A 13,176-nucleotide genomic window follows, 5' to 3' on the forward strand; every position below is an offset into this window, starting at 1 on the left:
TTGCCTGCATTCAGGCGATGAAGACGCCACCGAGGCTTTCGATGGCTTTGGCGATCCAGGCCGGGCGATCTTCGCTAGGCACATCGACTACATACCGGCCGCGCCGTTGGCTGATTTGCACAACAATGAAAGGCCGGCCGGGGAAGATTTGATTAAGCATGTGGTGCGTGTCCCTGGCGCTGGTGAGTTTTTTAACGCTCAACACTTGCCGGAAATCACGCTCGAAGGCTACGTCCAGCTCATGGCCGGCGTCTGTCTGTTTTATATCCAAACGGGACAACAATCGACCATCATGGTCAACGATTGAATAACCGATGTTTTTCATAATCTAAACTCCTTAATAGTGGCGAAAAACACATAAACAAAATATCATAAAAATACTTATAAATAAATAACTTATGTTTATTTATGGCAAGGGATCAAGACGACAAACCCGCGCCCATTGATGAAACGCCAAGCGGGTGGCGGCGGGTGGACTTACTAAGTTATCCACAAAGAAAGAGGCCTAATTGCCAATTACTGTCGATATACCCCCCTCCCGAATTTCGCGGCGCTGCACATAGCGAATTGCAACCGGTCTAAGGGCATTAACCCCAGAGTTTTAACGCCCCCCTATTTAGGGGCCTAAATCACCCGCTTTCTACGCAAACAGGCATGTGTATAACTTGCTGACCGTGGGCTTTTTCAATTGAAAAACTTTGCACAAAATATCTTGCTTGCGAACGGGTCTACGGTGGGTAAGTCCCAGACTTTTAATACCCCCGGGGGGCTTGGGTCTGATCACCTCGGCGAGTGACTGTAAAAACATTTTCTCTATACCCTTGTGTAAGAAGCTGGGGTAATTGGGGTGGATATGGCTACAGGCCACGTCCAGCACAGCTTTCAAGCTACCGCACCACATGAAAAAATGGGGTGTGCTACCCCATTTATTTACGTGATATTGGGGTGGGCGGATTCAAAGCGAACATTACCAACTTAAGACGACCAAGAGCGCCACCCCAACTATTGGGGTGATCTACCCCAACCTCTAAACAATTGGGGTTGCCTTGTAAGCCTTGGCAAATAAGGCTTTAAGCTATTTTCCACCCCAAACACCCCACTTTTTACATATACTCATTATTAGTTTTTTCCGGCTTGACGGGTTAATGAGGCAAACGAAACAGCCACCGCTACCCTATGGCGTAATCGATTACGGGTGCGGGGAATCAACCAGACTCGACCAAATCGGCAGACAATACCAAGACTCGTACCGTGCGACCGGCTACACCACGCGGAACTGTTGGCCTTGGTTTACTGCGAGTGCTATCGCGCTCCATCTTTAACAACAATCCCCGCTCAGCCATCCGACGCCATAAAGAGCCGGCAGAAATCAAAAAACTATCGCCTTGATGGCGGGCAAATTCTTGGATGATCTTGAAGGCGGTGTTCGGCTCCAGCCATACCTCGGGCGGTTGTGCGTCCCTGGGTTCGGCATACCAGCCGCAACAGTCGCCCATCGGCTTGTATAGATCATCACCATTCAAATCTTTGCCTGAAGTCCGCCAACCCCAGCTATATGGCCTGGTAAGCGGTGGCCCCTGTTTGATAACGGTGGCAATGTGGCCATTCCCCGAGCTGAACGCGGCCCGCAACAGTTGCAAGAACCGTTCGACTTCGTCTTGTTCGGTTTGATACGCACCTTGTTCGCTGAATGCTTGCTTTAAGCAGCTCTCTAGCTCAGCCAACACGATGTTGGTTTGTTCGCTGGTCAGCGTGCCGGCGTCTTCCAGAAACTCCAGAAAGGTTTCGGCGCCTGCTAACAGGTTGCTATAAATCTCAGGGGCGCGCGGGTGACTGCTGGCGAAGCCGTCGCGAATGGCCGCATTGCGCAATTGTTCAACCACTTTGGGAAATTCGGCTTTCAATAGATCCAAGCGCGGCGCCAGCCACCGAAGGTACGCAGACATCAGCCCAGCAAATCGCCCGGCCTGTGCGGCGTGCTGTAGTTTGCTGAGCGTGGGGTTATCCACGTCGGCCCGACCTAATTCCAGCACCAACAGCCGGCCGAGTAAGGATACGCCGCGCGGCAAGTCTTCCGCCGTGACCAACAGCATAGAGCGATTGAACGGCGCGGCTTGTGCCTGCATATTGGCAGTGCGGCGGCCACGTCCCGCGCCATTCCCGGTGCCACGGATAATACGTTCGGCCATCGCGTGTTGTTTTTCGGCTTCGACGCGGTTAACGGAAGGTTTGAAATCATCTGCCGAAAAGATGCCATCCTTGGCCTGATGGCTTTTAGCTTCCATATCGTTCGCAGAATCAGCCCACCCAGCCGGAAAGCTGCGGGCGGTGAAGTCGCCATAAAACGCCTGGGCAATAGCGGCCAGCGCCGATTTGCGGGAACCGGTTAAACCGTGCAGCCAGATAGCAAAATCAGTATGCTGACATTCGCCCAGCGGCGCACGCGCCACCGCCGCCAACAGAGCGGCGCCGATATGCGGCCTACTGGGCGCCACCTCGAGCAACAGCAGCGCATCGGCCACCGCTTGTTTCAAATCATCGCCGGCCAAGGCTACCGGCAGGGCATAACGGCCCATGTTGCCTGGCCCTAAATCGACTTGAACGCCATCAATCAGACCGGCGGCAGTGATAGCCCCCGAGCCGGTCAAATAATGCCAAGTACCATCGATCTTTTTCCAGCCGGTGAACTTGTAGACCACGCGGCGCGGAATGTCAGCCGATAAGCGGCTGTATTGATGCACGGCGGCGCGTAGGTTGTCGCGTTTGGCGGTACCTGGATAAACAAAGACCCGACTACCCCAAGCCTCGTTCGGCCAGCAGGCTTGCGACGAATAAAACGACTTAGCCGGCACATCGGCAGCCGGTAACGGTAAACCATCACTACGGCGGCCCTCGATCCGCAGAAACGACGCATCGTTTAAGCCATCTTCGGCGGTGACTTCCTCCTTAATCGAGCAGGTAAAATCACACAGGGGGAATTCCACAAAGCCAGACCCATCAGGACCGGCCTTGACCGCGCGGGATTGATGAAACGCGCCGTTTTTTATCAAGTACTCGCCGAACTTTTCCGGCGGGGTTGAGCGTCCGCCGCCGCTCCCTCTACCACCATCGCCAGTGGGCTTTTGGGAGCTGGGTTTCTTGGCGGCTTTTGCAATCTCAACGACTTTGGTTTTCTTATCCTCGCTCACGTTCCAGCCTCCTTTGCTCAATAAAGCTGTCGTTGTAGTCCTTGCCGAACGGTGGCGCGTAAACGGTGCCATCGACCAGCGCTGCCGCTTCGTCGCCCTTACGGATGCCCACGGCGTCGTTATCTCGGCAAACTATAATCAAGGCTTCCGGATGCATTTTGCGGACGATCAACGCCACCGCAGGCATGTTCCCGGCGGAAAAAGCGATATACACACGGCAAGCGGTGTCGTAGTGCAGGCAAACCGCATCGGCGAAACCTTCCGTTATAAATACCGTTTCTGATGGTGCGCCGATCCGGCAAAAGCAACCGGACAACTCGCCGCCGGCCAGAAATGTTTTATCCCTACCCAGTTCTGGCGGCGTTTTGTCGAAGATGTATTGAATGTTGCGGATACGTTCGCCACGATCCAGAACCGGCACCAGCAACACGTCATCGACGATCAGGCGGCGAACCGAGCCATCGACACAACGAACCCGCCTATCGAATCGACCGCGTTTGGCACAGTGCGCACTCGGCAATTGCTTACGCTGCATGTAGCCGGTCGGCTCGAACGGCCAGGCTTGTGCCTTGCGGTATTCACGGCGGGCGCTGGCGGCCACCTTGTTATGCTTGGCAGCCAGTTCCGCTTCGCGCCGGCGGCGTGCCGCGTCCTGTTCCGCGCGTTCGTTCGGCGTCAATGCCTTGGCCGGTCCGTCGGCTTTCCAGGTAGTTTTGATGCCGGCTTTGAAATCCTCGAAGTAACCGGCCGGTTTTGCGCCGTCAAGATGTAGGTTATAAGCGCCGTCCAGGCTGCCAGACTTGCGGCCGGCAATGTGGAAGCGATGCAACACACCATCGGCTTGGATGGTGGTCGGCGGTTCGATGCCGGCTTCCAGCATCGCAGCTTTGAATTGATCGATAATCGAATGGGCGCTAATCATGGCTACCGCCTTGAACATCCTGGTTTCCGCAATACGGACAGGCGACCGGCTCAAGCATTTCGATTGCCAACTCCAGAAACAGACAGCCCAGCGCATCAATTAACTTGCGACACTGGTTGCGCGATGAACCTGGAATTTTCGCCGCTTCGGCTGCGATGGCAGACTTAATTCGACATTCCGTGGCGGTTTCAGCCTCAGCCGCCGCAATGGCGCTTCGCATTTTGGTAAGTTCGGTTTGAGGGGCTTTTTTGGCCGGCATTAAGCACCCCCGGTTCTTTCTATAAAACCGCGAATGTCTTCAACACGCCAGACAGTAGTGCGCGGCCCTAACTTAACGGGTGCAGGGTAAATGCCATCTTTGACACCCTTCCACCATGTTGAACGACCAATTGGAATGATCGCGGGGATGGGCGGGTTTGCTTTGGAATTGCCGACAATTTGCGGTAAACGCAGATAGCCGGTTTCGGGTAGATTTATCACTTTGAATTTCTCCGTCTTTAGTTGTACGGTGAAATCCTAATTTGTCTAACAACGGCATCAGGGGTAAAAAACCAATGTAAAATTTACCCCTAATTAGATTATTGCGTCTTTTTCCTCTTTGGTTTGCTTGTAGAAACCACATCTTGGATATAACGATAAAGTTCATGATTTTTAAATACCGGGAGTTTTCTAAGCCTCAAGGTCATTAACATGCGATAGCGATATGGACTTTTTTTTATTTCCCGTTCAACTTTTTTACAAATATTTTCAATCTTAAAAGCGAGCTTCTCGCCGTCAAGATACTTTAATTCACTTGAATCCAAACCGTCCGGGATTTCCTGAAAATACTCAACACCAGAAACTAGAAACGCGTGATCCCTTGTCAAAAATCCTTCTTCCATAAAAATTTTAAAGGTGTCGTAAATTTGCTTGTTTTCCATATCTTTGCGATACCTTTTACCCCAACTCAACCAGCCTTTAATAAACTCCTGTTTATTGGCCGATAGTGAATATAGAAGCGTCCTCAATCCAGAATGAACCCAATGCGGAATTGGTTGACTTGATTGGTAGCATAACGAAACCGCATCGGCTATAGCCCCTAAATGACCGGAAGAATAAATTTGTCCCAGTTCAGAAAGCTTATCGTCAATATCAGAACAACCAAGCACATGCTCCAGGCCATATACCACCCATTCCGGCAATGGAATACAGTTTTGGGTACAAAGACCAAAAGCTTCGCGCAAAGCCACCCTTGATCGATTTTGTTTTTCATAAATTGTTTTAAGCTCCAACAAACGCTGTTCGAACTCATCACTTTTCATCTAAACCACCCGCTTAAACGGGATAACATCAGCCCCCGCCTTTAAGCCATCCAAATAATCCGCCCAGCTCTGCATCATCCGCCGCCGTTCTTCCAAATATTGCGCCCGGTTATAGGCCGCGCGGACTTGATCCTTGGGCATGTGGCATAGTTGCCGCTCGATCGCATCCGGCGACCAGCCTTGTTCGTTGAGTAAGGTAGACGCCGTGGTTCTGAACCCGTGGGCGCTCATCACGTCTTTTTCGTAGCCTAGTGTTTTCAACGCCGTGCGCACGGTGCCATCGGACATGGGCCGGCCATCGCCACGGCTAGACGGGAACACATACTGGCCAACACCGGTTAACGGCTTGATGGCTTCCAATATCTCCACCGCTTGGCGCGATAGCGGGACAATGTGTTGCACTTCGGTTTTAGTGACGAAGTAACGCCACTCGCCGGCCGCAAGATCAAGGTCTTTCCACTCCATTTGCCGAATCTCGCCGGGTCGCTGGAACAGATAGGGCGAAAGCCTGAGCGCAGTTTGCACAACAAAGGTGCCTTGGTAGTGGGTAATGTCCCGCAATAACTGGCCCACTGCCTTGGGGTCGGTAATCGCGGCATTGTGGGTGACTTTCTGGGCGGGGATCTGGGCGCCAACCGCCTGGGCGGGATCGTAATCGGTAAAACCGTGGGCGATGGCATAAGCAAAAGCGCCGCTTATGTCCGACCTGACCCGATGGGCGGTCTCCAGTTGGTTTTTGATGATCAGCGGCCTGATGATTGCAAAAACATCCGGTGACTTCACATCGCCAATCGGCATTTGGCCAATCGCCGGGAAAACATACAGCTCAAAGCGGCGGAGTTTCTTTTGGTGGGTAATGTCGCGGACGGTGTGGGCGTTTGAGGCTAACCATTCGCGAGTAACATATTCGAAGCTGTTGATTATTGGCAGGCCGGCATCTAGGCGGTTCTGAGTTTCAACAGTTTGTTGGGTGTCGGCCTTTTCTTGCTTGCGAATTTCGCCGGGGTCTATGTCATTGGCAATCTGTTCGCGGGCAATCTCAGCTTTGCGCCTGGCGCTTTCCAGGGAGGTTTCCGGATACGATCCAAAGCCTAGCCTATTCTGCTTACCTTTAAATCGATAGATGAAACGCCAGAGCTTTGAACCGTTGGCCTTGACCAACAACGTCAAGCATTCGCCGTCATTGATGGTGTAGTCCTTGTCTTTAGGCTTAGCTGCCCTGTAGACCGTGTCTTTGTTGAGATTCTTAGCCATTGAGTGACACCGGAGTGATACGAGAGTGATACGGTTGGCCGTAAATTTACTCCGTATCACTAAACGTGTCACTGTTTGCGGTGTATGTCACTGCATTTCGTTGCACTTCTTTAGACAATAAAAAACCCGCTAAGCCTTATGGCTTGCGGGTTTCTGTATGTCTTTGTACTTCTCTAAATCTTTCTTTGGTACCGAGGGTCGGAATCGAACCGACACTCCTTTCGGAACCGGATTTTGAATCCGGCGCGTCTACCAGTTTCACCACCCCGGCAAAGAAAGCATCATTATACTGATTTCTTCAGAAATGCCAAACTATTTTTTACGCCGCCAAAGTCACTGCTGCTTTCAGTTTTTTCATAGCGTTTTGTTCCAACTGTCTAATACGCTCGGCCGAAACTTGATAACGATCAGCTAATTCGTGCAAAGTGGCTTTTTCTTCCACCAGCCAGCGACTAGCCAGAATATCGCGGCTTCTGTCATCCAGGCCCGCCATTGCATCCATCAGCAATTCTTCCTTGCGGTCTTCCCAGTCGCTATTTTCCAGCAATAAAGCCGGATCGGCGCCATGCTGTTCCAAATAAGCGATAGGCGCCTGCGCATGGTCTTCGCTGTCGTCGCCCGTCGGCTCAAGTCCTATATCGCGACCGTCCAAACGCCGTTCCATTTCGTAAACCGTTTTGACATCCACGTCCAGGTTCTCTGCTATCGCTTCCGCATCGTCTTGCGATAGATAGCTCAAGTCCTTTTTGAATTTGCGCAGATTAAAAAACAGTTTGCGCTGTGCTTTAGTCGTTGCAACTTTAACGATGCGCCAGTTTTTGATCACATATTCATGGATTTCGGCTTTGATCCAATGTACGGCAAACGATACCAAGCGCACCCCCATATCAGGGTCGAAGCGTTTTACCGCTTTCATCAAGCCAATATTGCCTTCTTGCACGATGTCCGCCAACGGCAAACCATAACCCGCATAGCCTCTGGCCACATGCGCTACGAAACGCAAATTGGACATAACCAGCTCGCGTGCGGCGTTTAAGTCGCCTTCATCTCGGTAACGCAAAGCCAAATCCTGCTCCTGCTCTACACTGAGCTTAGGCATTTGGGCTACCAGGCTTAAATAAGAATCAAACGTCCCAACCGATAAATTGATCGGTAAAGCCAAGCTGTTGTTCATATCACCCTCGTTTCCGGTGGAATAAATTAACGATGGTCAAATTCTAGCACTCGATAAACGAGAGTGCTAATAATTTAGTAAAAATCTTGTAATACAAAAAGTTACAATGTATTTAGCCTTGATTTTAATGCAAAACCAGCCGACGATGCCGCCTTTACGAATTCCGGCCAAACTCGTTAAAATGGCGACTGACTCAATATTTGCCGCCCACCTTATAAATAACCACAGCCATTTACTCAAACATGTCAGCTTCCGATAGCCCCGTATCATCCAACTTTATTAGACATATCATTGCCGCCGATCTGGCCGCCAACACAAACAACGGCAAAGTTGCCACCCGCTTCCCCCCGAACCCAATGGCTATCTGCATATCGGCCACGCCAAATCGATTTGCCTGAATTTCACACTAGCTGCCGAAAACCAAGGCACTTGCAACTTGCGCTTCGACGACACCAATCCGGAAAAAGAAAGTGTCGAATATATGGAAGCCATCGAACGCGACGTGCAATGGTTGGGTTTTAAATGGGCCGGCAAATATCACGCCTCCGATTACTTCGAACAGCTTTACGATTACGCGGTACAGCTGATCAAACAAGGCGATGCTTATGTGGACAGCTCCACGCCGGAGCAAATGCGTGCGGACCGCGGCACCTTGACCGAACCCGGCAAAGAAAGTGCGGACCGCAACCGCAGCATCGAGGAAAACCTGGATTTGTTCACCCGCATGCGCGCCGGTGAGTTCGCCGACGGCCAGTATGTGCTGCGCGCCAAAATCGATATGGCCTCGCCCAACATCAATATGCGCGACCCGACCATCTACCGCATTCGCCGTGTTCATCACCAACGTACCGGCGATGCCTGGTGTGTGTACCCCATGTACGACTACACCCATTGCATTTCCGATGCTTTGGAAGGTATCACCCACTCGATCTGCACCTTGGAGTTTGAAGATCACCGTCCGCTGTACGACTGGGTACTGGACAAATTGCAAACCCCTTGCCATCCGCAACAAATCGAATTCGCCCGTCTGCAATTGGAATACACCATCGTCAGCAAGCGTAAACTGCTGCAATTGGTGACCGAAAAACACGTCAACGGTTGGGACGATCCGCGCATGCCAACCATTTCCGGCCTGCGCCGGGCCGGTTTTACCCCGGAAGCGATTCGCGACTTCTGCGAACGCATCGGCGTCACCAAAAACGATTCTTGGATCGAAATGGGTGTTTTGGAAAATTGCATTCGTGAAGACTTGAACGAACGCGCACCTCGGGCAATGGCCGTGTTAAGGCCGTTAAAAGTCGTCATCAGCAACTGGGAAGATGGCAAAACCGAAACCTACCAAATCGCCAACCATCCGCAAAAACCGGAAATGGGTAGCCGCGAAGTCAGTTTTTCCAAAACCATTTTGATCGAACAAGACGATTTTATGGAAAATCCGCCTAAAGACTTCAAACGATTGGTACCAGGCGGCGAAGTCCGACTGCGCGGCTCCTATGTCATCAAATGCGAGGAAGTGATTAAAGACGCAGCCGGCAATGTCATAGAACTGCATTGCAGTTACGATCCGGCCACCTTGGGCAAAAATCCGGAAGGCCGCAAAGTCAAAGGCGTCATCCATTGGGTATCGGAACAACACGCCCTGCCCGCCGAACTGCGTTTATACGACCGCTTGTTCAGCCATCCCAACCCGGACACTTTGGACAATTTCCTGGATGGCATCAACCCCAATTCGCTGGAAGTGTTGACTGATTGCCGGGTGGAAGCCAGCCTGGCCAACGCCACGCCGGATACCCGTTATCAGTTCGAACGTACCGGTTATTTTTGCCTGGACTATGCCGACAGCACACCGGAAAAACGGGTGTTTAACCGTACCGTGACCTTACGCGACAGTTGGGCAAAATAACCGGTTAATCGACCATGGCCGCTTTGCAACCGATAATTAGCCATCTCGAAACCCAAACCGGCCAATCCTTAAATAACCACCGCCTAAGCAGTATCGGCGGTGGCGACATCAACAGCGCTTACCGGCTGCAAGCCGCCAATATCGACTGGTTTATCAAATTAAACCGGGCAAGCCTGGCAGAGATGTTTGTAGCGGAAGCGGCCGGTTTACGCGAGTTGGCCGACATAGGCGCGGTGCGCGTGCCCAAAGTGATTTGCTTTGGCGAATTTCAACAACACGCTTATCTGGTGCTGGAATTCATCGAATTGGGCGCGTTGCATAACCGCAGCGCCAGTTCATTCGGCAAACAACTGGCCTTGCTGCACCAGCGACCACAAGCCTATTTCGGCTGGGCCATAGACAACACCATCGGCTCCACGCCGCAACACAACGCCAGACACGACGATTGGATCAGTTTTTGGCAGCAGCAACGCCTGGGCAAACAATTGCAGTTTGCCGCCGCCAACGGCTATTGCGGCGCGCTACAGAGCCAAGGGGAAAAACTGCTTGAAAAAATTGGCGATTTTTTTAGCGATTACCGCCCTCACCCCTCCTTGCTGCACGGCGACTTGTGGGGCGGCAATGCTGCCGCAGACAAGCTAGGACAACCGATAATCTTCGACCCGGCTTGCTATTACGGCGACCGCGAAGCGGACCTGGCCATGACCGAGTTATTCGGCGGTTTCAGCCGCGATTTTTATGCGGCTTATCAAGCCGAATATCCGCTGGACCCTGGCTACAAAACCCGTAAAACCCTTTACAACCTTTACCACATCCTTAACCATCTAAATCTGTTCGGCAGCGGCTACTTGAACCAGGCCAACAGCATGATCGCTCAGTTATTGGCCGAATTAAACTAATCGCGCCCAGCACCGGATCACCAATAAATGAAACGGTAGATAGACATAGTCAATTGCAATTCCCCCTGCATTTTTCTGACTCATAAAAAGAATTTTTCCCGCCTAAATTCAGGAATTTCCTCCTGGATAATAGCCATCAATTTTAAAGCCGAAACAGCAGCTTATATCCAGAGCCCCGTTTCGAAATTTATGACACCAACCTATCTCACCGCTGCCATGAGCAACACCCTAAAAATATTGTTAGTCGATGACCATGCCGTGGTTCGCGCGGGTTTTCGCATGCTATTGTCGGTTAGTGGCGATGTCGAAGTCATCGCCGAAGCGGAACGCGGCGAACGAGCGATTCAGCTTTATTCCGAGTCCAAGCCGGATCTGGTGGTTATGGATTTATCCATGCCGGGAATCGGCGGTCTGGAAGCCATTCGCCGGATCGTCGCGCGGGATGCCTATGCGCGGATTTTGGTATACAGCATCTATCACGAGCAAGTGTATGTGCGGCGCGCAAGGATACATCACTAAAAACATGGCGCCGAATCTATTGTTGCCGGCTATAGAAAGTATTATGCAAGGTAAAGGTTACACAGAACCCGGCCTGCTTAAACCCGCTGACGAGCCGTCTGCCAATGCGCAGTATCAAGCGCTAATCAACGCATTCTCGCCGCGCGAGTTTGATATATTCCGGCTACTGGCCCAAGGCCTGACGGTATCGAAAATTTCCGATCACCTGTGTTTGGGCAATAAAACCATCGCCAACTACGCGACGCAAATCAAGAAAAAACTGCAGGTGCAGACCACCACCGAATTGGCTCACATCGCCGTCAACCTAAACATACTCAATCAGTAAACCCTATCTAAAACCGATCAGCGCAATACTCTGATCGAACCCAAGGTACCGGTTTCAACGGTCACGCTCAGCCGGGTAATTTTACTGACGCGAATTGCGTTCTTGGGTTGCGAGGGGTCGAAATTGAATTCATCGCCCTCGCGAACCATAAAAGTACCCACACCGCTGACTTCCAACAGAGCAATAAACGCCTTGCCGAACGGATTCAATAAACCGCGCAGTTTGAGGTTAGGCACCTTCATGGTTTCCTGATTTGGCATAAACCCATAAGCGCCGGCGGCGGTGCCGCCCTGCGCTCCTGCCGTTTCGTACATCAGTTCGCTGGGCGTGAACGGATCGCGCAACTGCTTCGGCGCCGCAGGCATCAACGGCAGCGGCGTGGCCGGCGCTTCCAGAGCCTGCGCGGCTAGTGCCGCCATTGAAAAAACAAGGCCGGCAATCGGCTTGATTGAATTCGACAAACTCATTTAATGCCCCGATACCAAAGAGAATAAGGCTTGAAAGAATGCATAATAGACAAAGCCCACCATCGAACCGATCACCAAAATCATCACCGGCTCGATCAGGGCCGATAGGCGCTTGATCGCAATTTCCAACAGCTTTTCGTAATAAATCCCCAGTTCCTGTAACACTTCGTCCAGCGACCCGGTCCCTTCGCCTACTGCAACCATCTGCACCACCAGCGGCGGAATGCGCGGATGATCGATACTGCGCGCAATATCCCGGCCCTCTAAAATCTGGTTCGATGCGGCCAGCAACTGATCGACATAAACTCGGTTGCCCAGCAAATTAGCGGTAATTTTCAACGCTTCAAACACAGTGACGCCGCTGCGCAGCAAAATCGACAACGCCCAGTTCATCTGCGCCATCGCACCGGTCACCAGCAACGAGCCGATCACCGGCAGTCGCAGCAACAACCGGTCTATCCACAAACGGCCGTTACGGGTTTGATAAATCAACATCACCAGCAGCAGCAAAGCCGCCACACCGCCTACCAGCCACAGGCCATGCTGGCGCACGAAGTCGGATATATCCACCAGCAACTGGGTGGACGGCGGCAAGGCTTTGCCTTTGCCCATCAAAAACTTGCTGAATTTGGGGATGATTTTCACCACCATGAAAATGCCGACACCGATTGCCGCCAGCACCACAATCGCCGGATAAATCATCGCGTTGATGGTCTGCGCCCGCAATGCGGCTCTTTTATCCAGATGTATCGCCAACCTTTCCATGATCTGATCCAAATCGCCTGTGGTTTCGCCGGCGACCACCAAATTGATCGCCATTTCCGGAAACACCGCTTTGTGCTTACTCATCGCCGACGACAGCGATTGGCCACCCCGGATGTCTTTCAGCATCAGGCGTAAGGTCAAATTCAAGCGCGGATTGGTTAATTGCGCCTGGGCCAACTCCAGTGCCTGCGCCACCGGCAGGCCCGCGCGCAGCATAAAGCTCATTTGCCTGAAAAAGAAAATCAGCGCCGTGGTGGTAACCGAACGTTGCGAAGCCAACCAGTCCGAGAAATTGGCCTGCCCGAAAAAGCCGCTGCTGCCGCGCCCCTGCCGCAACGCCAATATTCGCAAACCGCGCTGGCGGATTTGGGCTGCGGCATTGGCAATATCGTCGGCTTGCAGCCTGCCGCCAATCTCGTTGCCGCGCTCATCCAAGGCGGTATAAACAAATTCAGCCAT

13 protein-coding genes, 1 tRNA gene and 1 pseudogene are annotated in these 13,176 nt (G+C 52.1%); 4 read left to right on the forward strand and 11 right to left on the reverse strand.

Annotated features, from left to right (window positions below; all coding sequences use genetic code 11):
• Nucleotides 1–10: 10 nt before the first annotated feature.
• The 9 genes from EBB_RS20140 to rpoH all read right to left on the reverse strand — a co-directional run bounded on the left by EBB_RS20140 (nucleotide 11) and on the right by rpoH (nucleotide 7,839).
• On the reverse strand, nucleotides 11–325 hold the full coding sequence (locus EBB_RS20140) for a hypothetical protein (RefSeq protein ID WP_192395519.1): 315 nt from the start codon (nucleotides 323–325) through the stop codon (nucleotides 11–13).
• An 880-nt stretch (nucleotides 326–1,205) separates the two neighbouring features.
• Nucleotides 1,206–3,188, reverse strand: a complete 1,983-nt coding sequence (locus tag EBB_RS20145) for a cell wall-binding protein (protein WP_192395520.1) — start codon at nucleotides 3,186–3,188, stop codon at nucleotides 1,206–1,208.
• Nucleotides 3,175–4,110 carry a primase/helicase family protein gene (locus EBB_RS20150; protein WP_192395521.1) on the reverse strand — a complete coding sequence of 312 codons (936 nt, stop codon included), beginning with the start codon at nucleotides 4,108–4,110 and terminating at the stop codon, nucleotides 3,175–3,177. The genes EBB_RS20145 and EBB_RS20150 overlap by 14 nt, the downstream gene beginning before the upstream one ends.
• Nucleotides 4,103–4,330: a hypothetical protein gene (locus EBB_RS20155; protein WP_192395522.1), complete on the reverse strand. Its 228-nt coding sequence runs from the start codon at nucleotides 4,328–4,330 to the stop codon at nucleotides 4,103–4,105. Before EBB_RS20155 ends, EBB_RS20150 begins: the two co-directional genes overlap by 8 nt.
• A gap of 38 nt (nucleotides 4,331–4,368) precedes the next feature.
• The gene (locus EBB_RS26865) at nucleotides 4,369–4,590 is read right to left on the reverse strand and encodes a helix-turn-helix transcriptional regulator (RefSeq protein ID WP_192395523.1); all 222 of its coding nucleotides are present in this window, start codon (nucleotides 4,588–4,590) and stop codon (nucleotides 4,369–4,371) included.
• Nucleotides 4,591–4,688: 98 nt separating this feature from the next.
• The gene (locus EBB_RS20165; RefSeq protein WP_192395524.1) at nucleotides 4,689–5,411 is read right to left on the reverse strand and encodes a hypothetical protein; all 723 of its coding nucleotides are present in this window, start codon (nucleotides 5,409–5,411) and stop codon (nucleotides 4,689–4,691) included.
• The gene (locus EBB_RS20170; RefSeq protein ID WP_192395525.1) at nucleotides 5,412–6,665 is read right to left on the reverse strand and encodes a tyrosine-type recombinase/integrase; all 1,254 of its coding nucleotides are present in this window, start codon (nucleotides 6,663–6,665) and stop codon (nucleotides 5,412–5,414) included.
• Between the two features lie 186 nt (nucleotides 6,666–6,851).
• Nucleotides 6,852–6,936, reverse strand: a tRNA-Leu gene (locus EBB_RS20175).
• 48 nt (nucleotides 6,937–6,984) lie between these two features.
• Nucleotides 6,985–7,839 carry an RNA polymerase sigma factor RpoH gene (rpoH, locus tag EBB_RS20180; protein WP_192395526.1) on the reverse strand — a complete coding sequence of 285 codons (855 nt, stop codon included), beginning with the start codon at nucleotides 7,837–7,839 and terminating at the stop codon, nucleotides 6,985–6,987.
• 242 nt (nucleotides 7,840–8,081) lie between these two features.
• Here rpoH and EBB_RS20185 point away from each other — a divergent pair.
• From EBB_RS20185 to EBB_RS26525, 4 genes and pseudogenes are all read left to right on the forward strand, one after another.
• Nucleotides 8,082–9,742, forward strand: a pseudogene (locus tag EBB_RS20185) (glutamine--tRNA ligase/YqeY domain fusion protein).
• 14 nt (nucleotides 9,743–9,756) lie between these two features.
• Nucleotides 9,757–10,641, forward strand: coding sequence for a fructosamine kinase family protein (locus EBB_RS20190; RefSeq protein WP_192395527.1), 885 nt, complete (start codon nucleotides 9,757–9,759; stop codon nucleotides 10,639–10,641).
• 216 nt (nucleotides 10,642–10,857) lie between these two features.
• Complete coding sequence (locus EBB_RS26520) at nucleotides 10,858–11,160, forward strand: response regulator (protein WP_306790084.1); 303 nt, start codon at nucleotides 10,858–10,860, stop codon at nucleotides 11,158–11,160.
• Nucleotides 11,161–11,164: 4 nt separating this feature from the next.
• Nucleotides 11,165–11,485: a response regulator transcription factor gene (locus EBB_RS26525; protein WP_306790029.1), complete on the forward strand. Its 321-nt coding sequence runs from the start codon at nucleotides 11,165–11,167 to the stop codon at nucleotides 11,483–11,485.
• A gap of 17 nt (nucleotides 11,486–11,502) precedes the next feature.
• On the opposite strand, the gene EBB_RS20200 is transcribed toward EBB_RS26525, so the two are convergent.
• Nucleotides 11,503–11,952, reverse strand: coding sequence for a hypothetical protein (locus tag EBB_RS20200; RefSeq protein ID WP_223146882.1), 450 nt, complete (start codon nucleotides 11,950–11,952; stop codon nucleotides 11,503–11,505).
• The gene (locus tag EBB_RS20205; RefSeq protein WP_192395528.1) at nucleotides 11,953–13,176 is read right to left on the reverse strand and encodes a type II secretion system F family protein; all 1,224 of its coding nucleotides are present in this window, start codon (nucleotides 13,174–13,176) and stop codon (nucleotides 11,953–11,955) included.

This window comes from Methylomonas fluvii (genome assembly GCF_014850975.1).
Classification (GTDB): Bacteria; Pseudomonadota; Gammaproteobacteria; order Methylococcales; family Methylomonadaceae; genus Methylomonas; species Methylomonas fluvii.

Excerpts from the sequence above, each read along its gene's own strand:
- EBB_RS20140 (WP_192395519.1), bottom strand. The coding sequence starts at position 325 with ATGAAAAACATCGGTTATTCAATCGTTGACCATGATGGTCGATTGTTG.
- EBB_RS20150 (WP_192395521.1), bottom strand. The coding sequence starts at position 4,110 with ATGATTAGCGCCCATTCGATTATCGATCAATTCAAAGCTGCGATGCTG.
- EBB_RS20155 (WP_192395522.1), bottom strand. The coding sequence starts at position 4,330 with ATGCGAAGCGCCATTGCGGCGGCTGAGGCTGAAACCGCCACGGAATGT.
- EBB_RS20165 (WP_192395524.1), bottom strand. The coding sequence starts at position 5,411 with ATGAAAAGTGATGAGTTCGAACAGCGTTTGTTGGAGCTTAAAACAATT.
- EBB_RS20170 (WP_192395525.1), bottom strand. The coding sequence starts at position 6,665 with ATGGCTAAGAATCTCAACAAAGACACGGTCTACAGGGCAGCTAAGCCT.
- rpoH (WP_192395526.1), bottom strand. The coding sequence starts at position 7,839 with ATGAACAACAGCTTGGCTTTACCGATCAATTTATCGGTTGGGACGTTT.
- EBB_RS20190 (WP_192395527.1), top strand. The coding sequence starts at position 9,757 with ATGGCCGCTTTGCAACCGATAATTAGCCATCTCGAAACCCAAACCGGC.
- EBB_RS26520 (WP_306790084.1), top strand. The coding sequence starts at position 10,858 with ATGAGCAACACCCTAAAAATATTGTTAGTCGATGACCATGCCGTGGTT.
- EBB_RS26525 (WP_306790029.1), top strand. The coding sequence starts at position 11,165 with ATGGCGCCGAATCTATTGTTGCCGGCTATAGAAAGTATTATGCAAGGT.
- EBB_RS20200 (WP_223146882.1), bottom strand. The coding sequence starts at position 11,952 with ATGAGTTTGTCGAATTCAATCAAGCCGATTGCCGGCCTTGTTTTTTCA.
- EBB_RS20205 (WP_192395528.1), bottom strand. The coding sequence starts at position 13,176 with ATGGCTGAATTTGTTTATACCGCCTTGGATGAGCGCGGCAACGAGATT.